We start from the raw sequence: 26,367 nt of genomic DNA on the forward strand, positions 1-26,367 counted from the left end.
CTTACGATCGCCGAACCACCGTCCTCGGTGGCCGAAGTTTAGGGTGGGAGTCTATGACGAACAGTACGACCGGAGGCACGCGGCATTTCAAGACCGCGGTTGTCCCCGCAGCAGGTATGGGGACGCGGTTCCTTCCCGCGACCAAGACGGTCCCGAAGGAACTCCTGCCGGTGGTCGACACGCCCGGCATCGAGCTCGTGGCGGGTGAAGCCGCCGAGTCGGGCGCCGAACGCCTTCTCATCGTGACGGCGCCGGGTAAGGACGGCGTGGTCGCGCACTTCGTCGAGGATCTCGTCCTCGAGTCCAAGCTCGAGGAGAAGGGCAAGTACGAGCTCCTCGCCAAGGTCCGCAAGGCCCAGGGGCTGCTCGAGGTCGAGTCCGTGGTCCAGGAGAAACCGCTCGGCCTCGGTCACGCCGTGGCGTGCGCCGAGGAAGCGCTCGATCCCGACGAGGACGCGATCGCCGTGCTGCTGCCCGACGACCTCGTGCTGCCGGTCGGCGTGCTCGAGACGATGCAGCGCGTCCGCGCCAAGCGTGGCGGTTCCGTGCTGTGCGCGATCGACGTGCCCAAGGATCAGGTCAGCGCGTACGGCGTCTTCGACGTCGAGGTCGTACCGGATGCCGCCAACCCCGACGTGCTCAAGGTGCTCGGCATGGTCGAGAAGCCGGCCGTGGAGGACGCACCGTCGACCTTCGCTGCCGCCGGCCGCTACCTGCTCGACCGGGCGATCTTCGACGCACTGCGTCGCATCGAGCCCGGAGCGGGGGGAGAACTGCAGCTCACCGACGCGATCGCCCTGCTCATCTCCGAGGGCCATCCCGTCCACGTGGTGGTGCACCGCGGCACCCGACACGACCTCGGAAATCCCGGGGGCTATCTGCGGGCTGCGGTTGACTCGGCGTTGAACACGGAAGAGTACGGGCCCTCGCTGCGCGAGTGGCTCCTCGAGCGCCTGAAGCGCTGACTGCAGGACGGGCTGGAGGACGAGAAGCGGTATGCGGTCGGTTGAGGATCAGCAGGCCAGGGTCACGGCGGCGGCAGTCGCACCCCGGCCGGTCCGGGTGGCCATTTCCGAGGCGCAGGGTCTGCTGTGCGCGGAGGAAGTGGTCACCGAGCGACCCCTACCCGGATTCGACCAGGCGGCGATCGACGGATACGCCGTGCGCAGCGTCGACCTCCAGGCCCCGGCCGAGACCGACGGCGACTCCGCGCCCGCCGAGGTGACGCTGCCGGTGGTGGGCGAGGTGCGTGCCGGTTCGCGTCAGCCGATCCGTCTCCAGCCCCGTCAGGCGGTCCGTGTCGACACCGGTGCGCCGCTGCCGACGCTCGCCGACGCGGTGCTGCCGCTCGACAACACAGACGGCGGTGCCGCGCGCATCAAGGTGCTCGAACCGGTGCGTTCGGGCGACTACGTGCGTCGCACCGGCGACGATGTCCAGCCCGGCGACATCGCGGTGCGGGCGGGGACGATCATCGGGGCCGCCCAGGTGGGTCTGCTCGCCGCGGTCGGCCGCGACAAGGTGCTCGTCCATCCGCGGCCGCGACTGTCGGTCATCTCCGTCGGCGGCGAACTCGTCGACGTCGACCGCACCCCCGGACCGGGGCAGGTCTACGACGTCAACTCCTACGCGCTGGCTGCGGCCGCGCGCGACGCCGGTGCCGACGTCAACCGGGTCGGCATCGCGAGTACCGACCCGAAGCGGCTGCGCGAGGTCGTCGAGGGTCAGCTGATCCGCGCCGAGATCGTCGTGATCGCCGGTGCCGTGGGCGGTGGCGCGCTCGAGGAGGTCCGCGAGGCGCTGTCCGATCTCGGTGAGCTGGGCGTCGAGCGGATCGCGATGCATCCCGGTTCGGTCCAGGGCTTCGGACGTCTCGGCCGCGACGAGGTGCCGACCTTCCTGCTGCCCGCCAACCCGGTGAGCGCGCTCGTCGTCTTCGAGGTGATGGTCCGGCCGCTGATCCGCATCGCGCTCGGCCGACGCCAGCCGATGCGCCGCGTCGTCTCCGCTCGCACGGTCGCCCCGATCACCTCGATCCCCGGTCGCAAGGGTTTCCTGCGCGGCCAGCTCATGCGCGACGAGACGACGGGCGACTATCTCGTGCAGGCGCTCGGTGGCGCCGCCGGCTCGTCGTCGCACCTGCTCGCAACCCTCGCCGAGGCGAACTGTCTCGTCATCGTCGACCCCGAGGTCTCCGAGATCCGCACGGGAGACCCGGTGGACGTGGCGTTCCTCGGGCAGCGTGGTTGATGTCCCGTCATCCCGGCTGGCCGGCCGAGCTCGGGCCGCTGCGGGTGGCCGGGGGCGTGGTGACCGTCCGATCGATCCGACTGCGCGACGCCGCGGCGTGGAGCCGTCTGCGTCTGCGTGATCGTGCGCATCTCGAGCCGTGGGAGCCGACGGGAGAGGCGCCGTGGGACATGCGGCACCACATCTCGGTGTGGCCGGGGCTGTATCGGAGCCTGCGGTCGGAGGCCCACAAGGGCCTGATGCTGCCGATGGCCATCGAACTGGACGGCCGGTTCTGCGGGCAGCTGACGGTGGGCAACATCGTGCGCGGGGCACTGCGCTCGGCCTGGATCGGCTACTGGGTCGAGAAGGAGGTCAACGGCCTCGGCGTCGCGACCGCTGCCGTCGCTCTCGGTCTCGACCATTGTTTCGGCCCGGTCGGGTTGCACCGCGTCGAGGCCACCGTGCGGCCCGAGAACGAGCCCAGCCGCGCGGTGCTGCGCAACGTCGGCTTCCGCGAGGAAGGTCTGCTGAAGCGCTATCTCGACGTCCAGGGCCGATTCCGCGACCATCTGTTGGTCGCGATGACGGTCGAGGAGGTTCCGGGCTCGGTCTCGGATCGCCTCGTCCGGGCCGGTCGCGCGACCTGGTCCTGATCACTTCCCGTCTCGAGTCGGGTTCGTCCGTTATGTAACGCAGGTTACTCGCAACTCGAGTAACAATCCCCAGCGCGTGTGGGATCTCTGTGATTAGAGTGAAGAAAGTGTCAGTTGGTTTCGCGTGACTCGAGTGACTTCTGTAGTCGATTGAGTCGGCGTTTCTGTACAGGTAAGCGCAGTGATGCCGTTAGCCTCATGTAGGTCGGTGGCGTCGACGGGCTGGTAGGGCGACGACTGGAGGGAGGACCACCGGATGCCGAACTCGCTTCTGTGGATCGGGCTCGTTGCCGTGTGGTTGTTCGTTCTGGTGCCCATGCTGGTCACGAAGCGTCCTCGAATCCGGCAGACGACCGACGCCGCTCTCGCAACTCGAGTTCTGCACCGCGGAGACGACGAGCCGATCACCCCTCGGGGGCCGGCCGCCGGACACCGCAGCGATCCTCATTGGCGTCCGAGTCGTGACCGCACGCACCGCACCCCCGCGGAGGACCGCATGAACACTGAACTCGACGACAGGCCGGAGATCGATTCCGACGAGGCCGACGTCCACGACGAAGCAGCACCCGACCGTGAGCCCGTGCGCGCACACGCACCGCAGCGCCGGGGCCGCGGCGGATTCGACCCGCACGCCGATGCGGTCGCGAGCGCCGCGCGATACGAATTCCGTCAGCGGGCCGTCCTCGGCCTGCTGATCGCCGCGATCATGACATCGGCGCTCGCCCTGATCGTCTCGTCGGTCATGTGGTGGCTCGCCGGTCTCGCGGCTGTGGCCCTCGTGGTCTACCTGTTCTACCTGCGGCGCCAGGTGCGTCTCGAGCAGGAGATCCGGCGGCGCCGGCTCGCGCGACTGCAGCGGTCCCGCGCAGGCGCCCGCGGCGGCCACGACGACGTTCCGCAGCGTCTGCGTCGCCCGGGGGCCGTGGTCCTCGAGGTCGACGACGAGGATCCGGAGTTCGAACATCTCGATCGCTACGAGGACGACTACGGCATCGACCACGGCTACGACGTCCGGGCGAGCGACGGCGACGGCGAGCCCGGCGACTACGTCGTTCCCCGCGCAGTGGGGGAATGATCGTACGACGATGCTTCCGGCGGGGTCCGCACCGAATCGGTGCGGGCCCCGACCCGTCTTCGGAGCGGGTCGCGAAATCGCCCGTCACCTGCGCCGACACTCCGATTTCGTGATGGACGGGGTGGTTTGCTAGAGTTTGCGAGTCGGTTCCCTCGGAACCTACGGGGCTGTGGCGCAGTTGGTAGCGCGCTTCGTTCGCATCGAAGAGGTCAGGGGTTCGATTCCCCTCAGCTCCACCCCCGAAAGCCCCGCCCTCGGCGGGGCTTTCGTCGTATGCGGGGCCATTCGCTGGCGGGTCCTCGCCGAACCCGGCAGACTGTGTGGCATGGACCACAGGATGAGTGACGACGAGTTGCGTCGGGCGATCCGGGTACTGCGCGAGCGCGCCGACCTCGCGCGCAGCGAGAATCGCCACGACGATGTCGAGATGATCGAGCGCACGATTCGGGAATACCAGGAGGAGATGGCACAGCGGCTCTGAGTTCGATTCTGCGAGTTCCATCCGCCGGAGCCGCACGTTCCGGCTCACAGGTCGGTTCGCTCGGCGACACAGGTCGCTTCGCTCCGGCCACACAACTTGCTTCGCTCCGGCGCATCCGGTCTTATCCGTGGCGCGCCGGAGCGTCGTGTCGTCGCGGCGACGTTAGGGTGTCGCCATGGCGATCACCGACCTGCGCGGCACCAAATTCCTTGTGACCGGCGCGGCCAGCGGAATCGGCCGCGCCCTGGCCCACGCGGCCTCCGATCGCGGGGCCCGGCTGGTGCTCACCGACCTGCAGGAGGAGGCCCTCGACGAGGTCGTCCGCAGCGTTCGTGAACGCGGCGGCACCGTGCTGCACTCGGCCGCCCTCGACATCTCCGACTACGAGGCCGTCACCGCCTTCGCCCGCGACGTGCACGAGGCGTGCGGGTCGCTCGACATCGTCGCCAACGTCGCGGGAGTGTCGGTGTGGGGCACGGTCGACCGGCTGAAGCACGAGCACTGGAAGCTCATGGTGGACGTCAACCTCATGGGACCGATCCACGTCATCGAGAACTTCGTGCCGGCCATGATCGAGGCCGGTCGCGGCGGGCACATCGTCAACGTCTCCTCGGCCGCCGGGCTGCTCGCCCTGCCGTGGCACGCCGCCTACAGCGCAAGCAAATTCGGTCTGCGCGGGGTGTCGGAGGTACTGCGGTTCGACCTCAAGCGCGACGGCATCGGCGTCTCGCTCGTCGTCCCGGGAGCCGTGCGCACACCGCTCGTCGACACCGTGCAGATCGTCGGCGTCGACCGCGACCGCCCCGAGGTCCGCAAGCTCACCCAACGGTTCGTCCGGCACGCCGCGACCCCCGAGAAGGTGGCCGAACGCATCGTCGCGGGCATCCTGAAGAACCGCTTCATGGTCTACACGTCGTTCGACACCCGGTTCGGGTACTGGTGGGCCCGCAAGTTCGCGCCTCCCTACAACCTCGTCATGCAGGCCGCCAACGACTACTTCCGTCGCGTCGTCGGCACGAAGTGAATTCCGGTGGATCCGACCCCGCTGAGCGGGGCCGGATCCACCTGGATCACTCCGACGCGCGGTGCAGTTCGGCGTGTAGGTGGTGCGTCAGAGGGGTGTCGGCGTGGGCCATCCAGAAGTCGTAGACCAGCACGTCGCCGTCGACCTCGAAACGCCGCCGGACCTCGTGCACGGGCTTGGCGTCGGGTGAGCGCTCCAGGGTGAGGGTGGTGAAGTCCAGCACGCCGCCCTCCGGCCTGGCCCGCTGGATCTCGACGAAGCCGGTGGGCTGCGAGACGAGCAGTTCGACGTCGTCGCCGCTGCGACGCAGGTAGCCGTTCTCGGTGTGCAACGGGCGTCCCTCCGTGCGGTGCCGCGTACGGCTGACGTACATCAGGAAGGGCTTGCCGGGAATGGTGGCGAACTCGATCGTCTCGTCGTACGCGAAGTCGTCGATGGTGGGGTAGTGGCCGTCGCCACCTCCGGTCCAGCGTCCGGCGAACGGTGCCAGGCACCCGAGCGGGTCGTCGGCCATGAAATCTCCCTCGTGTTCTCGGTGTGTTCTTCGCAATCGTTGTCGCCGTACTCGACGCGCCTGACCCGGATGCCGCCGTCCTGCGCGATACCGTGAGCATATGAGTCATCGCTGGGGTGTCGAGTCCGAAGTCGGTGAACTCCGCGCCGTGATGCTGCACCGGCCCGGTGCCGAACTCGAACGCCTCACGCCCCGCAACAACGACCAGCTGCTCTTCGACGCCCTGCCGTGGGTGGCGCGCGCCCAGGAGGAGCACGACGCCTTCGCCGAGCTGCTGCGCAGCCGCGGGGTCGAGGTGTTCCTGCTGGCAGACCTGCTCACCGAGACACTCGAGGCCAGTGGCGCCGCGCGGGTGCAGAGCGTGTCGTCGGCCGTCGACGCGCAACGTCTCGGTTATGCGCTCGCAGAGGAGCTGACGGGCCATCTGCGTGCCCTGCCCGCTGCCGAACTCGCCCGGATCCTCATCGCGGGCATGACCTTCGACGAACTGCCCGCGGTAGGCAGTGGCGCGGCCCCGTCCCTCGTGCGCCTGATGCACCACGGCTCCGATTTCGCGATCGCACCGCTTCCGAACCTGCTGTTCACGCGCGATTCGTCGTTCTGGATCGGAACGCGCGTGGCGATCCCCAATCTGGCGCTGCCCGCGCGCCGGCGCGAGACCAGCCTCACCGACCTCATCTACGCCTTCCATCCGCAGTTCCTCCACGTGCGACGCGCGTACGAATCGCACACCGCGCCCGTCGAGGGCGGCGACGTATTGCTGCTCGCGCCCGGCGTCGTGGCCGTCGGGGTGGGGGAGAGGACCAGCCCGGCCGGTGCGGAAGCGTTGGCGCGCAGCGCCTTCGACGACGGTCTCGCGCACACCGTGCTGGCGGTCCCGATCGAGCAGCGACGGGCGTCGATGCACCTCGACACGGTGTGCACGATGGTCGACGTCGACGCGGTGGTGATGTACCCGGCGATCCGGGACAGCCTGCAGGCGTTCGCCATCCACCGCGAGAACGGCGCGGTACAGATCTCGGGACCGCGCCCCTTCCTCGAGGCGGCCGCCGACGCGATGGGGATCGAGAAACTGCGCGTCATCGACACCGGTCTGGATTCCGTTGTCGCCGAGCGTGAGCAGTGGGACGACGGGAACAACACGCTGGCCGTGGCGCCCGGCGTCGTCGTCGCCTACGAACGCAACGTCGAGACGAACACCCGCCTCGAGGATTCTGGGGTCGAGGTGCTGCGGATCGCCGGGTCGGAACTCGGTTCCGGCCGCGGCGGTCCGCGATGCATGTCGTGCCCGCTCTCGCGGGCGGTCCTGTAACTGGCGTCAGAGGATCTCGCGCACCTTGTCGACCGGACGCGCGAGCACGGTGCCCTTGTCGGTGACGACCAGCGGGCGCTCGATGAGGATCGGGTTCGCGACCATCGCGTCGAGCAGTTCGTCCTCGGACGCCTCGGCCAGGTTCAGCTCCTTGTAGAGCGATTCCTTCTTCCGGATCGCCTGACTCGGTGTGAGACCTGCCGCATCGAGCAGCGACCGCAGCTCGTCGCGGGAGGGCGGAGTTTCGAGATATTTGATGACCGTGGGTTCGAGCCCGTTTTCCTTCAGCAACGCCAAAGTGTTGCGTGACGTGCTGCAACGCGGATTGTGATAGATCGTCGCCGTGGTTGCCATGGCCCGATTCTGCCCTGGCACAGCCCATACTCCGGTGTCACTCGCGCTCGTGTTGCCCGATTCGTCCCTGTTGAAGCTGTTGGGAAGCATTATTACGATTTCCGCGCCCTGAAGTTTTCGAATTCCCTCTCAGAAAAGGCACGGAGCACGATGCTCAAAGGTTTCAAGGATTTCCTGCTGCGCGGAAACGTCGTCGAACTCGCCGTCGCAGTGGTCGTCGGCGCGGCGTTCACGTCCATCGTCACGGCGTTCACCGATCACATCGTGAACCCGCTGGTCGCTGCTGTGGGTGGCGACAACGAGATGGGCTTCGGCTTCCGCCTGCTCTCGTCGAACGACGCGACCTTCGTCAACCTCGGTGCCGTCATCTCCGCGGCGATCAACTTCTTCATCATCGCCGCCGTCGTCTACTTCGTGCTCATCGTGCCGGTCAATGCCGCCAAGGCCCGCTTCGCGCCGGAGAAGGAGCCCGAGGACGAGCCGCTGAGCGAGACCGATCTGCTCATCCAGATCCGCGACCTGCTCGAGACCGGCAGCTACAACACCGCGCCCGCCGACGCGCCCTCGGCCGAAGCGCCCGTCAAGGTCACCGAGCGCTGATAACCTGCGAGAATGCTCGACCTCACCATCGATCCCGACTCACCCGTCCCGCCGTTCGAGCAACTGCGCCGACGCATCGTCGACCTGGTACACGATGGTGAGCTGATCGCAGGTTCCAAGCTGCCCACGGTCCGGGGTCTCGCCGACACACTCGGCATCGCCCCGAACACGGTCGCGAAGACCTACCGGGAACTCGAGAAGCTGGGTGTGCTCGAGGCCCGCGGGCGGGCGGGGACGTTCGTCGCCGACACGGGCGATCCCACCCGGACGCGGGCCCAGCGATCCACCAACGAGTACGTTGCGGAGGTGAGGGCGCTCGGGATGTCCGACGAGGAGATCCTCGAATTCGTCTCGGCCGCCCTGCGCGCGGGCTGACCTGCCCGTCTTCCGGTTCGCGCAGAGTATGCAGGGTGCGTCCGAAATGTGACGATTTTCTCGGGTTCGGTGATTCCGCTCCGCAGGCGGCCGAAACTTGGAAGGTTTGTTCGCATGAACGTCCCTGGTGATCGGCCCGGGTCCGAGGAGATCGACGAGGTCTCGGGCGCCGGTGCTCCTGCAGTAGCCGAGTCTGCGGCGCATCCGCCGCAGACCGACAAGGTGGTCTTCGGAGTCGCTGCCGCGCTGGTCGCGGCGATCGTGGTGTGGGGTCTGGCCGCCACGGAGAACTTCGGGGCCGTTACCGGGAACATCCTCGACTGGATCGTCGTCGAGTTCGGCTGGTTGTTCGTGCTCACGGCGAGCGGATTCGTGTTCTTCGCGCTCTGGCTGGCGGTGAGTCGCTACGGCCGGATCCCGCTCGGCAAGGACGACGAGAAACCGGAGTTCCGCACCGTCAGCTGGATCTCGATGATGTTCGCCGCCGGCATGGGCATCGGTCTGATGTTCTTCGGTGTCGCCGAGCCGCTCTCGCACTTCGTCGAGCCGCCACCGGGCAGCAACGGCGGCACCGGCGTCGCGATGGCGACCTCGATGTTCCACTGGAGCCTGCATCCCTGGGCGATCTACGCCGTCGTGGGCCTGGCCATCGCGTACGGCACATTCCGCAAGGGCCGCAAGCAGCTCATCAGCTCGGCGTTCATCCCTCTGCTGGGACGCCGGGCCGAAGGGCCGCTCGGCAAGGTCATCGACATCCTCGCCCTGTTCGCGACCCTGTTCGGCACGGCGGCGTCGCTCGGCCTGGGCGCGCTGCAGATCGGATCGGGCTTCGAAGTCACCGGCTGGCTCGAGACGGCCGGCGTGATGCTGCTCGTCGCGATCGTCGCACTGCTCACGCTCGCGTTCATCGCGTCCGCGGTCACGGGTGTCGCCAAGGGCATCCAGTACCTGTCGAACATCAACATGGTGCTCGCCGCGATCCTGGCTGTCTTCGTGTTCGTGCTCGGACCCACCGTCTTCATCCTCAACCTCGTGCCCACCACCCTCGGTGCCTACGCCGCGGAGTTCGCCCGCATGTCGGCGCGCACGGCCGCCTCCAACGAGGCCGCAGGTGAGTGGCTGTCGAGCTGGACGATCTTCTACTGGGCGTGGTGGGTCTCGTGGGCGCCCTTCGTCGGCATGTTCCTCGCCCGCATCAGCCGTGGACGCACCATCCGCGAGTTCATCGTCGGTGTCATCCTCGTCCCGAGCCTCGTGAGCCTCATCTGGTTCTCGATCTTCGGCGGCGCCGGTATCGGACAGCAACTGGACGGGTACGACATCGCGGGCGCCGACAGCGTCGAAGGACAGCTGTTCGGGGTGCTCGGAAACCTTCCGCTCACCGGTATCGCCACGGTCGTCGCGATGCTCCTCATCGCCATCTTCTTCATCTCCGGAGCCGACTCCGCGTCGATGGTGATGGGCAGCCTCAGTCAGCGCGGCACCCTCGCGCCGAATCGTGGCGTCGTGATCTTCTGGGGCGGACTCACCGGCGGCGTCGCGGCCCTGCTGCTGTGGAGCGGCGGCGAGGAAGCGCTCAACGCCCTGCAGACGATGACAATCATCGCCGCGGCCCCCTTCCTCCTCGTGATGATCGGCCTGTGCGTGTCGCTCTACCGGGATCTGCAGCGCGACCCCCTGATCACGGGCGGGCGCAGGAAACGGACACTGCGCAAGGTCGAATGACCGAACGGTCCCGCATCGAGGGCGTCGAGTTCCTGCTCGACGTCCTCGATCCGCGTCCGGGCACGTCCGTCCTCGCGATCGACACCGGGCCCGCCTCCGCCGTGGTCGCCGAGCAGGTCGGCCCCCGCGGCCGCGTGCGCGTGGTCCCCTCGGCGACCCGTGCCCACGAGTTCGCGCAGCAGGAGCAGTTCGACCGCATCTACACGTTCGACCTTCCCGAACTCCGCACGGACACCATTGCGGTGGCCGCCCTCGCGCCGCTGCTGACCGGCGACGGACAACTGTGGGTGATCGACGAGGCGGGGCCGGGGGAGGACACCGGAACCGTCTCGATGACGGTGAGCACCGTTCTCGCACAGGCAGGATTCGCGATCGTCGACATCCTCGAACGCGGGTCGCGGGTCGCGGTGTGGGCAGCGGTCGCACAGCGGCATCACGGGTGACACACGACGCCGCGTGCCTGCGGTGAGTTGTCGTCCACCCCGAGTACGGTGTCGCCTGCCCGGCAGTTGCTCTTCGAGAGGAGTGCGCGTGACCGACACCGAACGATTCGACGAGGCCCTCGACCGCGACTGGGTCCGTTACGCCTCGCAGCTGGCCCGGCGCATCTCCGAACTCGCCGGCTCCGACGCGTTCGAGCTGCACGCCGAGACCGCCTCCGGGCCCGCGGCCTGCGTGCACGTGCACGCGAGCGCCGGCGGACACGCCACCGTCGAGGTCACCGGATCCGAGCCGGTCACCCGGCCGGTGTCCGAGGCCGACATGCTCGCCCGGCACATCGTGTCGGTGCTGCGCGGTCGCGGGAAGGTCCCGCATCCGGCCTTCCTGCAGGCACATCCGCCGTCCGCCCTCGGCGACCTCCGCGAGCGCGTGAGCGACGCACTCGCGCACGCCCTCGGGCGCCCGGTGCCGGTCGACGCCGACGGCGACTTCGTCGTGGTCCTCGACTCCCAGGTGGTCTTCGTCGTGATCGACGACGACGGCAGCATCCGGCTGTGGGCGCCGCTGCTGCACGCGATCCCCGAGAACGACACCCCGGGAGCTACGCCCGCCGCCGGTCGCACCCACGCGCTGGCCGAGCTCACCGAGCTGAACCGGACGTGGCCGCACATCAAGGTGGTGCTCGTCGAGGACCGCCTCGTCGCCACCGTCGACCTGCTCGGCGATCCGTTCGTACCCCGCCACCTGTCCGAGCTGCTCCAGCGACTCAAGGGCTTCCTCACGGTCGTCGACGAGCGATTCGCGCGCCGCTTCGACGGCGTCCGCTACGGCTCCGACAGGGACCGCGACGTCGACCTGCCAGAGGGCAGCGTGCTCGACGAACCGAACTGAACCCGGACCCTCCTCAGCGCCAGCTGGGGAGCCACAACTGGTCGTTCCAGTGCTCCGGCGTGATCGGCAGTGCCGTGAGGATCGGCCACAACCACACGAAGTTCGCGATGACGAGCCCCACATACAGGCACACCACGAGCAGCCCGGTCGTCCGCCGCTCCGTCGAGGTGTGCGGTGAACCGAGGATGTCGCCGAGCACCAGCGCGACACCCATCACCAGGAAGGGCGCCATCGGCACCGCGTAGAAGTAGTACATCTGCCGGTCGAGGCTCGCGAACCACGGCAGGATCCCCGCGCCGTAGCCGGTGAGCACCGCGGCCCACCGCCAGTCGCGGCGGACGAGCAGCTGCCACAGTCCCCACCCGAGCACCGGCAGCGACACCCACCACAGCGCCGGCGTTCCGACCAGCATCACGGCCTTGACGCACTGCTCGGCGTCGCATCCGCTGATCCGCTCGCCGTCGGCGAAGTAGTACAGCATCGGCCGCAGACCCATCGGCCACGTCCACGGCTTCGACTCCCAGGGATGCTGGTTGCCGGCCGAGTTCGTCAGACCGGAGTGGAACTCGAGGACGCTCGCGCTGTAGTACCAGAGCGAGCGCAGCGCGTCGGGCACGAACGAGAACATCCCGTCGTGGCCGATCCGCGAGCCGACCGCGTGACGGTAGACGCCGGTCTCGCTCGCGAACCACGCCCAGTAGGTCGACAGGTAGACCCCGAGCGGGACGAGCACGAGGGCGTACAACGCCGGACCGATGTCGCGCAGGGCCGTCCCGATCCACGGTCGCTGCACCCGGTAGGCGCGTCGAGTCGCGAGGTCGAAGGCGACGGACATCAGCCCGAAGAACGCGATGAAGTACAGGCCCGACCACTTGGTGCCCACCGCGAGACCCAGCAGGATGCCCGCACCGAAGCGCCACCAGCGCACCCCGAAACGCGGACCCCACACACTGTCGAGGACACGGCCCTCGGCGTGCACCTTCGCCATGCGGGCACGCACGTCGTCGCGGTCGACGATCAGGCACCCGAAGGCCGCGACGACGAAGACCGCCTGGAAGATGTCGAGCATGCCCAGGCGGGACGACACGAAGGTCACCCCGTCGACGACGAGCAGCAGCCCGGCGACCGCGCCGAGCATCGTCGAACGGGTCAGCCGCCGCACGATCCGCACGACCAGCAGGACGAGCACGACACCGGCCGCCGCGGCCGAGAAACGCCAACCCCACGCCGTGTATCCGAACAGTGCCTCGCCGATCGCGATCATCTGCTTGCCGACGGGCGGATGCACGACGAGCCCGTAACCGGGGTTGTCCTCGATCCAGCCGCCGGTGAGCACCTGCCAGCCCTGCGGGGCGTAGTGCTTCTCGTCGAACACCGGCGTCTTCGCGTCGGTGGGGTAGTTGAGCATCGTGAACCGCGTGATCGCGGCGAGGGCCGTGACGAAGGCGGTGACGATCCAGCCGCGCGCCCGATCTCCGGGGAGAGGCTCGGGTCCGGGCACCAACGGGCCGGGACCGAGAAGGCGACGATCCTGCGTTGCCGACGGACCACGGCCGGGGGCCTGTGAAGGGCTGCGGTCCGTCACGGTCACGTTCCGATCGTAGGCTGAGCCGTATGCAGGCAGCCAAACCGGTCCAGGGCGCGAATCCGGGAGAGGGCCGGCTCGTGCTGGCCGCCACTCCGATGGGAGACATCGGTGACGCCTCGGCGCGTCTCCGCGACGCCCTCGGCACCGCCGACGTGATCGCCGCCGAGGACACCCGCCGCACCAAGGCACTCGCCGCGGCGCTCGGCGTCACCATCACCGGCCGGGTCGTGAGCTTCTACGACCAGGTCGAGGTGTCGCGGCTTCCGGGCCTGGTCACCGATATCGAGGAGGGCCGCACCGTCCTGCTCGTCACCGACGCGGGCATGCCGTCGGTGAGCGATCCCGGCTACAGGCTCGTCGCGGCGTGCGTCGAGGCCGGTCTGCCGGTGACCTGTCTGCCCGGTCCGTCGGCCGTGACCACCGCACTCGCGCTGTCGGGCCTGCCCGTCGAACGGTTCTGTTTCGACGGGTTCCCGCCCCGCAAGCCGGGCCAGCGACGCGCGTATTTCGGAACGCTCGTGCAGGAGCCTCGCGCCGTGGTGTTCTTCGAGGCACCGCACCGGCTCGCGGCGTGCCTGGCCGACGCCGTCGACGTGCTCGGCGGCGACCGACGCGCCGCCGTCTGCCGCGAACTCACCAAGACCTACGAGGAAGTGCGCCGCGGCACGCTCGCCGAACTCGCCGAGTGGGCCGTCGAGGGCGCGCGCGGTGAGATCACCGTGGTGCTCGAAGGGGCGGTCGCCGTGGCCACCGACCCCGTCGACCTCGTCGACGAGGTGGAACGGAAGGTCGAGGACGGGATGCGGCTGAAGAACGCCTGCGCCGTCGTCGCCGAGGCCGCGTCGAAGTCGTCCGGAGCGACGGTCTCGAAGCGCGAACTGTACGACGCGGTGCTGGAAGCGCGTCGCGACTGACGCGGTGTTGGAAACGCGTCGCGACTGACGCGGTCTCCCGATCGAGAAGAACGCATATCGGACGCGCCGTGGGGTCCGAGGACACTGCGTGCCACCGGAGCCTAGACTCTGCCGGGTCCCGAGCGCAGACGTCACCGGCACCGGCCGGTCGGACGCTGACGGGGGCTTCGGACGATCAGGAGGACGCGGATGGATTCGGTGAACGATTTCCTCGTCGAGGTGGCAGGGGTGGTGTGGGGCCCGTACCTGCTCATCCCGCTGCTGTTGGGTACGGGCCTCGTGCTCACGATTCGGCTGAGGGGCGTCCAGTTCCGCAAGCTGTGGCCCGCACTGCGGCTGGGTCTGATCACCCGCCACGATCCCGGAGCCACCGAAGGTGACATCTCCCAGTACCAGGCACTGACCACCGCGCTCGCCGCGACGGTGGGCGTGGGCAACATCGCCGGTGTCGGCACCGCGATCTACTTCGGCGGGCCCGGCGCGCTGTTCTGGATGTGGGTCACCGGCCTGGTCGGCATGGCCAGCAAGTACTCCGAGGCGTTCCTCGGCGTGAAGTACCGCACGACCGACGCCAAGGGTGAGCAGAGCGGTGGTCCGCAGTACTACCTCGCCCGCGCCATCCCCAACAAGGCCGGTCTCGTCCTGAGCCTGCTGTTCGCGGTGTTCGCCGTGCTCGCCAGCTTCGGCATCGGCAACATGACCCAGGCCAACACCGTCGCCACCCAGCTCGACGGCACCTTCGGTGTGCCCACCTGGCTCAGCGGCATCGTGATGACCGTGCTCGCCGCGGCGGTCCTGCTCGGCGGCATCAAGTCCATCGGCAGGGTCACCGCCGGCTTCGTGCCCGCCATGATCCTCCTGTACGTCGGCGCCGGCATCATCGTCCTCGCGGTCAACTTCACCCAGATCCCCGAGGCCTTCGCGCTCATCTTCACCGACGCCTTCACCGGCACCGCGGCCACCGGCGGCTTCATCGGATCGGTCTTCATGATCGCTCTGCGCTACGGCGTCGCCCGCGGCATCTTCTCGAACGAGTCGGGCATGGGCAGCGCGGCGATCGCCGCCGCAGCCGCCCAGACCACCCACCCGGTCCGTCAGGGCCTGGTGTCGATGACCCAGACGTTCATCGACACGATCATCGTCGTCACCTTCACCGGCCTGGTCATCGTCACCACCGGAGCCTGGGAGTCCGGCGAGCAGGGTGCCGCCATGACGTCGGCCGGCTTCGCCGACGGCCTCGGCGGGGACTGGGGTCACTGGATCGTCGCCATCTCGGTCGTCTTCTTCGCCTTCTCGACGATCCTCGGCTGGTCGTACTACGGCGAGCGGTGCGTCGAGCGACTCTTCGGTCGCCGCGGCGTGGTGCCCTACCGCGCAATCTTCGTGGTCGTGGTGTTCATCGGTGCCACCACCCAGCTCGAGGTGGTCTGGAACTTCTCCGACGTGATGAACGGCCTCATGGCCCTGCCGAACCTCATCGGTCTGCTGGTGCTGTCGGGTCTGATCGCGCGGGAGACGAAGGCCTATCTCGATCGCGACCCGTACCTGTTGGGCAACCCCGTCGCGACGGACGATCCCGACACCGTCAGGTAACCGGAGGAAACGGGAAAGGGCCCCGCGATGCGGGGCCCTGAACGTATGTGGAGCATGCCTCCACGCCGACCCGGAACTACCCCTCGTCAGTCCCTATCGGCGTGGAGGCCCCCGCCCCACGCTGCAAGGTCGAACCTTGCGTGGTCACCACTCTTCCGTGTCTTCGACGGGGACCAAAAATACCGACCGGCGCGGAACCGGTATCATCCCTGCTCAGACGTGGTGAGGAATTTTTCCGCAGCGGATGTTTGCAGGCGGGGAACGGGAGTACGAGGGGCGCGGAACGGATGGCAGACACCGGCGGAAAGCCTGGTTCGGCGCAGCGTCAGTTCTTCGCCGACCAGTTGCGGATGCTCTTCGCCGCGGCCGGTCGTCCCGCCCTCAAGAAGGTCGTCTCGGATGCCGCGATCGTCGCCCGGGCAGTGGGCAGCGACCGGACCGTCTCCGTCCAGCGGGTCAGCGACTGGCGCAGCGGCAACCGGATGCCGGCCAACTTCGAGTCGGTGCATCCAGTGCTCGTGGTCCTCATCCGCGCGGCGCGGGAACTCAACGCCGAACCGCCGGCCCCCGGTCTGTACTCCCTGAAGCAGTGGGAGAACTGGTGGAAGGCCGCGCGCGGGCAGGCGAACGCTCCGCGCACCAAGGAATCGGCACCGGCCTCGGTGCCGCCCGGGGTCCGCCCGTACAAGGGACTCGCGTCCTACCGTCAGAACGACGCCCGGTTGTTCTTCGGGCGCACCCAGAGCGTGCGCAGCCTCGCCGACGTGGTGACCGCCTCCCACGGGCAGGGCCCGGTCGTGGTGACCGGCGCCTCCGGCGTCGGCAAGTCCTCGCTCGTACAGGCCGGTCTTATTCCGCAGCTGTGTTCCGCGCCGGACTGCCACCCGGTGGTCCTCACCCCCGGCACCGACCCGGTCGCACGACTGGTCGACGCGTTCCCCGAACTGGCCGACGTCGGCGACCCCGCCGACCACACCGCCGTACATGCGGCCCTGCGCGCCGCGACCTCGCGCACGTCGTCGTCCTTGCTGTTGATCGTCGTCGACCAGATCGAGGAACTGTTCACCCAGTGCAGCGACGTCGCTCTGCGCACCGCATTCCTCACTCTGCTCGAGACGGCGTCGACCTGTTCCGACGGCGACGCGCCCGCCCTCGTCGTCGCGACGATGCGGTCGGACTTCTACGACCAGGCGGTGGCAACCCCGGTGCTCGCCCGGGCACTCGAGCGGCGGACCAAGACCGTCCAGCCCCTCGACCGCGACGATCTCGTCGAGGTCATCACCGCTCCCGCCAAGCTCGTGGGGGTCCGCCTAGAGCCCGGCCTCGTCGACCTCATCCTCCACGACCTCACGGGTCTGGCCGACGGTGAGATCAGTGGCACCGAGCTTCCCCTGCTCTCCCACCTGCTCGACTCGCTGTGGGACAAGCGCAGCGGGGGCACGCTCACCGTCGCCGCCTACCGCGCGACCGGCGGGGTCCGCGGATCCGTCGCCGCCGGCGCCGAACGGGCGTGGGAGAGTCTCGCCGACGATGCCGACCGGGCCCGCGCCCGCTCGATGCTCGTCCACCTGGTGTACGTCACCACGACCGGCACGGACGTCAAGATCGCCCGGTCGTTGAACGAACTGCTCGCGGTGGGCGGCGAGGATCGCGACGCGTCGAAACGCGTCCTCGACCATTTCGTGTCGGCACGTGTGCTCGTCGTCGACGCCGACTACGTCGAACTCATCCACGACGCGGTGATCGACGCGTGGCCCCGCCTCAAGTCCTGGATCCAGCAGGACCGCGCCGGCGCCGCCCTGCGGCAGCAGATCGAGGCCGACGCATCGACCTGGCTCGCCTCCGGACGCAACCGGGAACTGCTCTATCAACGCGGACGCATGGACGTCGTGACCGAGCAGAACCCGCACCTCGCCACGGCGGGCACCCCCGAGGACCGGCGCGGACCGGTCGCGCTCAGCCCCACGGCCGTGGCCTTCCTCGACGCCTCCCGCCGGCAGATCGCCCGCGAGACACGGACCCGGCGCGTCGGCATCGCCGCGATGGCGCTGTCCACGATCATCGCGTTCGTCATGACCGGACTGGCCTGGGACGCGAAGGGACGAGCCGAGACGGCACGGAGCACCGCGCAGTTCCAGCAGATCGTCGCGCTGTCCGACTCCCTGCGCGACGAGGACCTCACCGTCTCGGCGAATCTGGCGCTCGTCGCGGCCGAACTCCAGCCCGACAGCCCGGTCGCGTACTCGAGACTCATCGCCAGCCAGGCCGTGCCCCTCGCCTACACGCTGAGCGGACACACCGGGCCGGTCTACGGCGTCGTCGTCTCACCCGACGGGTCCACCCTCGCCTCGGCGAGCGACGACGGCACCGTCCGCCTGTGGGCACTCGACGGCGACGAACCGGTCGCGGTGGGCGAGCCGTTGCAGTTGTCGTCGAAGTACATGGCGTCCGTCTCGTTCAGCCCCGACGGCCGTTTCCTCGCGATCGGTGCAGGTGACGGCGGTGTGTGGATCTACGACGCATCCGATCGTGCTGCGCCGCGCGTGGTGCTCGACCGGCAGGTCTACGCCGGCGGCGCCGTGCACAACGTGCGGTACTCGCCCAACGGCCGGGTGCTCGCCGTGCCCTACGACGACGGGCACGTCGCGCTCGTCGACACCTCGGATCCCGGATCGGGCCGGTTCCCCGTCACCCTGGTCGACGGACACGACGGTGGTGTGCGGACGGTGGCCTTCCGTCCCGGTGGGCAGATCCTCGCCACGTCCAGCGACGACCGCACCGTCCGGCTGTGGGACGTGAGCACGCCGTCGCGGCCGGTGCCGCTCGGTGAGCCGCTCACCGGTTTCGGCGACGTCGCGCATTCGGTGAGCTTCAACGGCGACGGCACGATCCTCGCGGCGAGCAGCGACGACGGTGTGCTGCACCTGTTCGACACCACCGATCCGCGTGCGGCCCGCCCGCTGGGGGTGCCGACGAACGCCCACACCGGCGGTGTCTGGAACATCGCGTTCCTCCCCGACGGCCGCACACTGGCGAGCGCGTCCTGGGACGGCACCGCGAAACTGTGGGACGTCGATCCCTCCACGCGGAGCCTCGACGAGATCGGCCCGCCGCTGACCGGGCACGGAGGCGGTGTCCCGACGCTCGCGGTGAGCCCGACCGGCACCACCATCGTCACCGGCGGACAGGATTCCAACGTCCGGGTGTGGACGATGCCGCAGACCCGGGTGGCGGTGGCCGACGGTGCGCTGACCAGACCGGCGATCGATCGTGCCGGAGCCCTCGTCGCGACCGGCAGCTACGGACCGGATGTCACGCTCTGGCGGGTCGGTCAGGGTGGCGACTGGAACCGCGCCGGTGGGATCGCCTTGTCGCGCCCGCTCGGCGGTGCGTACGTGTGCGCGCTCTCGCCCTCGGGCACGATCCTGGCCACGGCACCGACGTCCGGCGGCAGCGTGCAACTGTGGGACGTGCGCGATCCGGCGACACCGAAGCCGTTCGGCGAGCCGGTGCCGCTCGACACGAGATTCACCTCCGCGCTGGCGTTCGGACCCGACGGGACGACCCTCGTGACCGGCGCCGACGACTTCTCGGTGCAATTGTGGGACATCGCGGATCCCGCCGAACCGGTGCCGTGGGGCGAACCGCTGACGGGACCGAAGAATCTCGTGCGCAGCGCCGCCATCAGCCCCGACGGTCGCAGTCTCGTGGTCACGAGTGCCGACAGTGAGATCTACGCCTGGAACGTGACCGATCCGCGCTCCCCGCAGCGGGTGAACGTCTCGGACGGGCACGTCACCGGGGTGAACACCGTGGCCTTCGGAGGGTCGAGCGACGTGCTGGTGACCGGCGGGGACGACCACGACGTCGTGGTCTGGGACCGCACCGGGTCCGGTGACCTCGTCGCCCGTGAGACCCGGTTGAGCGGCCATACCGGCACGGTCTACTCCGTCTCGATCACGCCCGACGGAACGCGCGCGGTCAGCGGCAGCGACGATGGCACCGTCCGCCTGTGGGACGTCGCCGACCCGGGGGACATGCACGAGATCGGTGGCCCGGTCACCGACATGGGAACGGGCCGATGGCAGGTGACCTTCGCGCCCGACGGCACCATCGTCGCCGCCGGCGGCGACGGTCTGCTCCGCACGTGGGGACTCGACGCCGACGCCGTCGTCGCCCGCATCTGCCGTTCCACCTCGGTGCACCTCGAGGAGGTACTCGACCGCTACGAGTTGCCGTCGCCTCCCGACGAGGTGTGCTGAGCTGCTGCCCGCGCGTCGCCGAGCGCGAGGATGCTGGCGGCCTTGTCCAGGCATTCCTGCCATTCTGCATCGGGATCGGAGTCGACGGTGATGCCACCTCCCACACCGAGAGCGCACACGCCGTTGCCGGCATCGTCATGGCCGAACTCGACGGTGCGGATCGCGACGTTCAGTTCGGTGCCGGCGATCGGACTCGACATGCCGACGGTGCCGCAGTAGACCCCTCGCGCCGAACCCTCCCACCGGGTGAGCAGCGTTCGGGCACGGAGCTTCGGACAGCCCGTGACCGATGCGGGCGGGAACGCCGCGTCGAGCACGTCGGCGACAGTCACGCCCGGTCGCCGCTCCGCCGCGACGGTGGACACCAGATGCCACACGCCCGGGGCGGGCCGCACGGTCAGCAGATCCTCGACCCGCACCGAACCCGTCTCGGCGACACGGCCGAGATCGTTGCGGACGAGATCGACGATCATCACGTTCTCGGCGACGTCCTTGACCGACGCTCGTAGCACGGCGGGGTCGGCGGAGCGGGGGAGAGTGCCCTTGATCGGACTCGACCGCAGCGTGTCGCCATGGAGGGAGACGAACAGTTCGGGCGACAACGACGCGATCGCACCCCACGATCCCTGCAGGTAGGCGGCGCGCGCCGGGGCGGTCCGGGAGATCCCGTCGGCGAAGAACGCCAGCGGATCGCCGCCCCACCGGCCGGTGAACCGCGTGCACACGCACGCCTGGTACACCTCGCCGGCGCGGATCGCGTCGAGACAGCGTTCGACGCCGCGGCGGTGCTCGTCGCGAGGCGGTGGTGTCCAGTCGATGTGCCAGTCGGATGCGGTCGGAGATGCGGCGCTCGACGGTGGTGCGAGCACCGCCGCGGCGAGATCGTCGGGGCAGGGTGCGGTGCCGAGCGTCTCGTACCACCAGCACCCGTCGGCGTCGAGACGCAGGACGGTGTCGGTCCACCCGCTCGCGGCGAGGGGCAATGCGGGTCGGTCCGGGATGCGATCCGGGTACGCGAGATAACCGATGCGCCCGCCCCCGATGAGCGGCCGATCGTCACCCACGGCGTCGGGAGCGTCCGCCGGGAGGGAGAAGACTCCCTCCGGTGGGACGGATTCGACGGACACGGAGGGGACAAGCACGGCCGCCGCCCCGAACCATTCGCCCGACAGTGCCGCCGGAGCGGGGACGGCGAGGATCCTGGCGCGTTCTGCGAGTGCACCGAGCACGCGATCGACGGTGCCGCCGCGGCCGAGTCGTTCCATCCGCATGGCGTCAGCTTGTCATGCCTGGTCGGAGGCATCGGGACGAGCCCCGAGATGCGCGAGCTTGTCGGGATTGCGGACCACGTAGACGCCGGTGACCAGGCCGTCGTCGATCTCGAAGTGCAACACCATGTCGAGGACACCCGCCGAGTACACGAGGACACCGGGCATCGAGTTCACCACGGCCGGCTCGATGGTCATGTCGGGCAGTGGATGCCGGACCAGTCCGAGGAACAGCCGGGCGACCTTCGCGGAGCCGAGGACCGGAACCCGGGCCGCATTGACCTTGCCGCCACCGTCGGCGAGGTACCGCACGTCGGGAGCCAACAGTGACAGCAGTCCGTCGAGGTCGCCGGTGGTGGCCGCGGTGAGGAACGCCGCGACCACCCGGTCGGTCTCGTCGCCTGCGGGAGTGAAGCGTCGCTGCCGGGCATGGACGTGCTCGCGGGCGCGATGCGCGATCTGCCGGACGGCGCTCTCGGTGCGGTCGACCGTCTCGGCGATGCGCCCGTACTCGAAACCGAACACCTCGCGCATCACGAAGACCGCGCGTTCGACGGGCGTCAACGTCTCGAGCACCAGCAGCATCGCGGTCGACACCGACTCGGCGAGTTCGACCTCGGCGGCTGCGTCGGGAGCGGTGAGGATCGGCTCGGGCAACCACGGCCCGACATAGTCCTCCCGGCGGCGCTGCGCCGAACGCAGCGAGTTCAACGCCTGACGCGTCACGATCTGCGCCGCGTAGGCCCGCGGATTGTCGACGCTGCCGGTGTCGGTGCGGGCCCAGCGGATGTAGCTCTCCTGCAGGACGTCCTCGCTGTCGGCGACACTGCCGGTGATCTCGTAGGCGATCGAGAACAGCAACCCACGATGCTCGGTGAAGACGTCGTCGCCGGTCATACGCGCGCCTTCTCCCGTGCGGCGGTGTCCGGTCCGCGTCGGGTCGGCAGGGCACGTCCGCGCGCCTGGAGTCGCATGGAGTGGATGGTCCCACGAACGACGGCTTCCTTCACCGGTGCTGCGAGCCGACCGCGCACGGCCCACCTCGACGGGGTGTCGTCGCGTGCCGACAACTGCACGACGCCGCGATCGCGGCCGAGAGAGATGCAGGTCGTGACGAAACCGAGGGAGAGCGGTGCCGGCTCGCGTCCCTGCAGCAGTTGCCACACCGTGTCGGCGCCGTGGGTGCCGAGCGGCATCGCGGCCTGGCAGCTCATGCGCAGGTGGTCGTTGCCGTCCACCACCACGGCGTCGCCCACGCCGACGATCGGCATGCTGTCGCCCACGCCGACGATCGGCGTGCCGTCGACCGCCTGCAGGGTGTCGCGCACCCGGAGACGACCGTCGTCGTCGACCCGCAGGCCGCTGCGACGAGCCAGATCGGGCACGGAGAAACCGGCCGTGCGGACCACGAGGGTCGCGGGGATCTCGGAGCCGTCGTCGAGGACGACCGAGCCGTCGTCGATGCGGGCGACCTGCGTTCCCGACCGGACCTGAACGCCCAGTTCGCCGAGCCGGTGGAGGATGTAACGCTGCGTGTTCGCAGGAAGGGCCGCTCCCGGATCGCCGACGAGGACGAGGGTGCGCCGCGGATACGACTGTGCGAGTTCGGTGACGGTCTCGAGGCCGGTGAGCCCACCGCCGATCACGACGACGGAGGCGTGATCGTCCGCCTCGAGGAGAGCGTCGTGCAGGGCCGTGGCGGAGTCGAGGTCGGCGACGGAGAACGCCTTCTCCGCACCGGGGATCGCACCGGAGCCCGAGGTGCTGCCGACGGCGTAGATCACCGCGTCGCACGGCAGGACCGTCCCGTCGGCGAGGGACACCGCGTGCGGTTCGATCCGTACGGCCGAACCGACGTGCAGCGTCGCCCGCGGGTGCAAGAGATCGGACAGTTCGTGTGTGGCGGTTCCGGATCCGGCCGCCACCTGGTGGAGCCGGACGCGTTCGACGAAGACCGGTCGCGGGTTCACGACGGTGACCGCCACCTCAGGGTGTTCGGCGAGCAGACGGTTCGCGGCCATCACGCCGGCGTATCCCGCCCCTACGACCATCACATGGAATTGCGTCGTCATCGCTCTGTTCCCTTCGCTGTCGGAAGTGGTGTCACCGATAGGACACCGCTCGTGGCGGGGATGTGACACGGCGCCGCCGTGAATTCCTGTGATGCCCGTCTCCTGCTGTCGGGCTCGTCGACGATCGGTCCGGTCAGCGACCGACCGTGCGGGATTCCGGTGTCAGCGAGGCGGTCTCGGCCGCATCGCGACCGGCGTGGAAGCCGTCGGCGTCGACGCCGTGACTACGCGAGTCGCGGGTGACGGGGAACAGCCGCCGGAACTCGGTGTCGACGGCATCGGACCGCCTGGCGAGGATGGGCGCGAGTTTCGTGATGGGCATCTGCGCGTCGGCGGCGGCGTGGGCGGTGGCCCGGACGTCCGCCTCGCGGAGACGTTCGCCGATCCGGTGCGCGTAGCCGGTGAGGAAGGCGCGGCGGAAGGAGGTCGCGGACGATCCGCGCCGCCCCGCAGTTCCGGCCGCCTGCACGGCCCGCCCGGCCTGCACGAGCAGCGAGGTGTACAGCATCTCGGCCTGCTGCAGGTCGGTGGCGGTGCCGACGATCGTCGCGATCTGCACCCGGGTGAACCACACCGTGCGCACGCGGTTCGCGTCGCCGATGGCGGTGAGGAGCAGGACCTTCTCGCGGATGTACGGGCTGTCGAGGTGGATGCGCCGGCCGACGACCGGGTCGGTGCCGGAGTCGGGCCCGGCCAGCAGCGCCGCACCCACCGCATGGCGCGAGACGAGTTCCTGCGCCTTCGCGGTGAGCGCTTCGGCCTCGTCGGGGAAGTCGGTGGACTCGGCCTTCGACAACAGTGCCCGGATGCGTTCGAGGATCCGGGTGTCGGGCGGGGTGGGCACGGACGGGTCGCCGGACCGGACGGACGGCCACCGCGACGGCGGGGGTGTGAGGATCGCGAAGGACGGCAGGTACTTCCAGGTGAAGGCGAGCCCTTCGATCTCGAAGCGGGTGACGTCGGGGCACGCGCGGAACAGACCGTCGGCCAGGGTCGGTGCCCCGGCTGCGTGGGCGGGACGCGGATGCCGGCGGGCGATCTCGTCGAGTTGCCGCACCCACTCGACGGGGGCGCGTTCGGCCGCGCGCCGGATCTGCGCGTCGAACAGCATCGTGGCCGCCGTCAGTGCGACATCGGAGGGACCACCCGAGCGGGCCGTCACGTGGAGCACGTCGGCGGGCTGCCATCCCCGCTCGTAGGCACCGCCCAGCTCGGCGAGCAGGGAGTGCTCGTTCAGACCACCGGATCGAACATGTATTCTATCGCTGCGCATGCGCCGCAGTGTGGCGCACGGCACCGACAGGTTTGCGCGGCGACGGAGAACACGCAGGTGAAAGGCTCTCCGTCGCCGGACCGGACGCTCAGTCCTCGTCGACGTAGCGCGGGAACACCGGTGCCGGGGCGGGCAGGGCGGTGCCCGGAGCCAGGCGGGTCGCGACGGCGTCGAACTGCCGTGCCTCGGGTGCCTGACCGAGGAGATCGAGGATGTTCGCGGCGGCATCGGGCATCACCGGCTGGACGAGCAGACCCACGATCCGCACGACCTCGAGCGTGACGTACAGGACCGTCGCCATCCGCTCGGGATCGGTCTTGCGCAGCACCCACGGCTGCTGCGCCGAGAAGTAGCGGTTGGTCTCGCCGAGGACGTGCCAGATCGTTTCGAGACCGAGGTGCAGGGCCTGGGCGTCGAACTCGGCGCGCACCTTCGCGAGCAGCGCGTCGGCCTGGGCGAGCATCGCCTCGTCGTCGGCGGTGAACTCGCCCGGCGTGGGCACGGTGCCCTCGAGATTCTTCGCGACCATCGTCAGGGAGCGCTGCGCGAGGTTGCCGAGGTCGTTGGCGAGATCGGCGTTGATGCGGGTGACGATCGCCTCGTGGCTGTAGCTGCCGTCCTGGCCGTAGGAGATCTCGCGGAGCAGGAAGAAGCGCAGCTGGTCGAGGCCGTACCGGTCGACCATCTCGAGCGGGTCGACGACGTTGCCGACCGACTTCGACATCTTCTCGCCCTTGTTGAACAGGAAGCCGTGGACGAAGACCCGCTTCGGCAGTTCGAGACCCGCCGACATGAGGAAGGCCGGCCAGTAGACGGTGTGGAACCGCGTGATGTCCTTGCCGATGATGTGCAGGTCGGCGGGCCAGTAGCGGCGGTAGGACTCCGACCCGGTGTCGGGGAAACCGGCGCCGGTGAGGTAGTTGGTCAGCGCGTCGACCCACACGTACATGACGTGATCGGGGTGATCGGGGACCGGAACACCCCAGTCGAAGGTGGTGCGGGAGATCGACAGGTCCTTCAGGCCGCCGGAGACGAAGCTGACGATCTCGTTGCGACGGGTGGCCGGGGCGATGAAGTCGGGCTGCTTCTCGTAGAGCTCGAGCAGCTTGTCCTGATAGGCCGACAGCCGGAAGAAGTAGGTGGACTCCTCGGTCCACTCCACGGGGGTACCGGTGTCGGTGGAGATCCGCGAACCGTCCTCGAGCAGCGTGGTCTCGCCGTCGGTGTAGAACGCCTCGTCGCGGACCGAGTACCACCCCGCGTAGGTGTCGAGGTAGATGTCGCCCGAGTCGACCATGCGCTGCCAGATCGCCTTGCTCGCCTCGAGGTGATCGGCGTCCGTGGTGCGGATGAACCGGTCGTACGAGATGTTCAGCCGCTTGTCCATGGCCTCGAACACGTCCGAGTTACGGGACGCGAGTTCGGTGACCGGGATCCCTTCCTTCGCGGCGGTCTGCTGCATCTTCAGACCGTGCTCGTCGGTGCCGGTCAGGAAGCGCACGTCGAAGCCGTCGAGACGCTTGAACCGCGCGATCGCGTCGGTCGAGATGTACTCGTAGGCGTGCCCGATGTGCGGGGCGCCGTTCGGGTACGCGATCGCGGTCGTGACGTAGAACGGCGGGCGGGTGGTCTCGCCGGTAGCCGGGCGGGAGGAATCAGGCGCAGTCATGGTGGCCAGTAGTTTATAGGGCGTGAGCGCAGCCCGTCCCGCCCCCGAAGC

General features: G+C 69.2%; 23 protein-coding genes and 1 tRNA gene. 16 read left to right on the forward strand and 8 right to left on the reverse strand.

Annotated features, from left to right (window positions below; translation table 11 throughout):
• The first annotated feature begins 53 nt into the window (after positions 1-53).
• The 7 genes from B9C99_RS21080 to B9C99_RS21105 all read left to right on the forward strand — a co-directional run bounded on the left by B9C99_RS21080 (position 54) and on the right by B9C99_RS21105 (position 5,465).
• Positions 54-965 carry a UTP--glucose-1-phosphate uridylyltransferase gene (locus tag B9C99_RS21080; RefSeq protein WP_016692916.1) on the forward strand — a complete coding sequence of 304 codons (912 nt, stop codon included), beginning with the start codon at positions 54-56 and terminating at the stop codon, positions 963-965.
• 31 nt (positions 966-996) lie between these two features.
• The gene (gene glp / locus B9C99_RS21085; protein WP_026061277.1) at positions 997-2,250 is read left to right on the forward strand and encodes a gephyrin-like molybdotransferase Glp; all 1,254 of its coding nucleotides are present in this window, start codon (positions 997-999) and stop codon (positions 2,248-2,250) included.
• Positions 2,250-2,885, forward strand: coding sequence for a GNAT family protein (locus B9C99_RS21090; protein ID WP_059381672.1), 636 nt, complete (start codon positions 2,250-2,252; stop codon positions 2,883-2,885). Before glp ends, B9C99_RS21090 begins: the two co-directional genes overlap by 1 nt.
• 256 nt (positions 2,886-3,141) lie before the next feature.
• Entirely contained in the window at positions 3,142-3,960 is an 819-nt protein-coding gene (gene glpR, locus B9C99_RS21095; RefSeq protein ID WP_016692913.1) for a gephyrin-like molybdotransferase receptor GlpR, read from the forward strand.
• Positions 3,961-4,123: 163 nt separating this feature from the next.
• Positions 4,124-4,196, forward strand: a tRNA-Ala gene (locus tag B9C99_RS21100).
• A 101-nt stretch (positions 4,197-4,297) separates the two neighbouring features.
• Positions 4,298-4,441, forward strand: coding sequence for a hypothetical protein (locus B9C99_RS25960; RefSeq protein WP_157788873.1), 144 nt, complete (start codon positions 4,298-4,300; stop codon positions 4,439-4,441).
• 175 nt (positions 4,442-4,616) lie between these two features.
• Positions 4,617-5,465 (forward strand): SDR family oxidoreductase, encoded by an 849-nt coding sequence (locus tag B9C99_RS21105; RefSeq protein ID WP_088899231.1) that lies wholly within the window; start codon positions 4,617-4,619, stop codon positions 5,463-5,465.
• 46 nt (positions 5,466-5,511) lie between these two features.
• Here B9C99_RS21105 and B9C99_RS21110 read toward each other — a convergent pair whose 3' ends face one another.
• Entirely contained in the window at positions 5,512-5,979 is a 468-nt protein-coding gene (locus tag B9C99_RS21110) for an FABP family protein (RefSeq protein WP_016692911.1), read from the reverse strand.
• A gap of 100 nt (positions 5,980-6,079) precedes the next feature.
• Here B9C99_RS21110 and arcA point away from each other — a divergent pair, with 100 nt between their 5' ends.
• Positions 6,080-7,291, forward strand: coding sequence for an arginine deiminase (gene arcA / locus B9C99_RS21115; protein WP_088899232.1), 1,212 nt, complete (start codon positions 6,080-6,082; stop codon positions 7,289-7,291).
• Between the two features lie 6 nt (positions 7,292-7,297).
• On the opposite strand, the gene arsC is transcribed toward arcA, so the two are convergent.
• Positions 7,298-7,645 carry an arsenate reductase (glutaredoxin) gene (arsC, locus tag B9C99_RS21120; RefSeq protein ID WP_085468971.1) on the reverse strand — a complete coding sequence of 116 codons (348 nt, stop codon included), beginning with the start codon at positions 7,643-7,645 and terminating at the stop codon, positions 7,298-7,300.
• 150 nt (positions 7,646-7,795) lie between these two features.
• On the opposite strand from arsC, the gene mscL reads away from it, so the two are divergent.
• From mscL to B9C99_RS21145, 5 genes are all read left to right on the forward strand, one after another.
• Positions 7,796-8,245, forward strand: a complete 450-nt coding sequence (mscL, locus tag B9C99_RS21125; RefSeq protein WP_016692908.1) for a large conductance mechanosensitive channel protein MscL — start codon at positions 7,796-7,798, stop codon at positions 8,243-8,245.
• Between the two features lie 12 nt (positions 8,246-8,257).
• The gene (locus B9C99_RS21130) at positions 8,258-8,620 is read left to right on the forward strand and encodes a GntR family transcriptional regulator (RefSeq protein WP_088899233.1); all 363 of its coding nucleotides are present in this window, start codon (positions 8,258-8,260) and stop codon (positions 8,618-8,620) included.
• A 114-nt stretch (positions 8,621-8,734) separates the two neighbouring features.
• A complete protein-coding gene (locus tag B9C99_RS21135) occupies positions 8,735-10,345 on the forward strand; it encodes a BCCT family transporter (RefSeq protein WP_088899234.1) in 1,611 nt (536 codons plus the stop codon).
• Entirely contained in the window at positions 10,342-10,788 is a 447-nt protein-coding gene (locus B9C99_RS21140; protein WP_088899235.1) for a hypothetical protein, read from the forward strand. Before B9C99_RS21135 ends, B9C99_RS21140 begins: the two co-directional genes overlap by 4 nt.
• 88 nt (positions 10,789-10,876) lie before the next feature.
• On the forward strand, positions 10,877-11,677 hold the full coding sequence (locus tag B9C99_RS21145) for a hypothetical protein (protein WP_088899248.1): 801 nt from the start codon (positions 10,877-10,879) through the stop codon (positions 11,675-11,677).
• Positions 11,678-11,690: 13 nt separating this feature from the next.
• Here B9C99_RS21145 and B9C99_RS21150 read toward each other — a convergent pair whose 3' ends face one another.
• Positions 11,691-13,178 (reverse strand): phospholipid carrier-dependent glycosyltransferase, encoded by a 1,488-nt coding sequence (locus tag B9C99_RS21150; RefSeq protein ID WP_253250155.1) that lies wholly within the window; start codon positions 13,176-13,178, stop codon positions 11,691-11,693.
• Between the two features lie 113 nt (positions 13,179-13,291).
• On the opposite strand from B9C99_RS21150, the gene rsmI reads away from it, so the two are divergent.
• The 3 genes from rsmI (at position 13,292) to B9C99_RS21165 (ending at position 20,034) form a co-directional block, all read left to right on the forward strand.
• Entirely contained in the window at positions 13,292-14,179 is an 888-nt protein-coding gene (gene rsmI / locus B9C99_RS21155; RefSeq protein WP_088899237.1) for a 16S rRNA (cytidine(1402)-2'-O)-methyltransferase, read from the forward strand.
• Positions 14,180-14,368: 189 nt separating this feature from the next.
• A complete protein-coding gene (locus tag B9C99_RS21160; RefSeq protein ID WP_088899238.1) occupies positions 14,369-15,772 on the forward strand; it encodes a sodium:alanine symporter family protein in 1,404 nt (467 codons plus the stop codon).
• A 287-nt stretch (positions 15,773-16,059) separates the two neighbouring features.
• On the forward strand, positions 16,060-20,034 hold the full coding sequence (locus B9C99_RS21165) for a hypothetical protein (RefSeq protein WP_088899239.1): 3,975 nt from the start codon (positions 16,060-16,062) through the stop codon (positions 20,032-20,034).
• Here the strand turns inward: B9C99_RS21165 and B9C99_RS21170 are convergent.
• The 5 genes from B9C99_RS21170 to metG form a co-directional block, all read right to left on the reverse strand.
• Positions 19,998-21,305 (reverse strand): aminodeoxychorismate synthase component I, encoded by a 1,308-nt coding sequence (locus tag B9C99_RS21170; protein ID WP_088899240.1) that lies wholly within the window; start codon positions 21,303-21,305, stop codon positions 19,998-20,000. The genes B9C99_RS21165 and B9C99_RS21170 overlap by 37 nt on opposite strands.
• Before the next feature lie 12 nt (positions 21,306-21,317).
• Positions 21,318-22,199 carry an RNA polymerase sigma-70 factor gene (locus B9C99_RS21175; RefSeq protein WP_088899241.1) on the reverse strand — a complete coding sequence of 294 codons (882 nt, stop codon included), beginning with the start codon at positions 22,197-22,199 and terminating at the stop codon, positions 21,318-21,320.
• The gene (locus tag B9C99_RS21180; RefSeq protein ID WP_088899242.1) at positions 22,196-23,374 is read right to left on the reverse strand and encodes an FAD-dependent oxidoreductase; all 1,179 of its coding nucleotides are present in this window, start codon (positions 23,372-23,374) and stop codon (positions 22,196-22,198) included. Before B9C99_RS21180 ends, B9C99_RS21175 begins: the two co-directional genes overlap by 4 nt.
• 133 nt (positions 23,375-23,507) lie before the next feature.
• Positions 23,508-24,647 carry a DUF2786 domain-containing protein gene (locus B9C99_RS21185; RefSeq protein WP_088899243.1) on the reverse strand — a complete coding sequence of 380 codons (1,140 nt, stop codon included), beginning with the start codon at positions 24,645-24,647 and terminating at the stop codon, positions 23,508-23,510.
• An 88-nt stretch (positions 24,648-24,735) separates the two neighbouring features.
• Positions 24,736-26,316, reverse strand: coding sequence for a methionine--tRNA ligase (metG, locus tag B9C99_RS21190; RefSeq protein WP_088899244.1), 1,581 nt, complete (start codon positions 26,314-26,316; stop codon positions 24,736-24,738).
• Between the last annotated feature and the right edge of the window lie 51 nt (positions 26,317-26,367).

It is taken from the genome of Rhodococcus sp. BUPNP1 (genome assembly GCF_002215235.1).
Taxonomy (GTDB): domain Bacteria; phylum Actinomycetota; class Actinomycetes; order Mycobacteriales; family Mycobacteriaceae; genus Rhodococcus.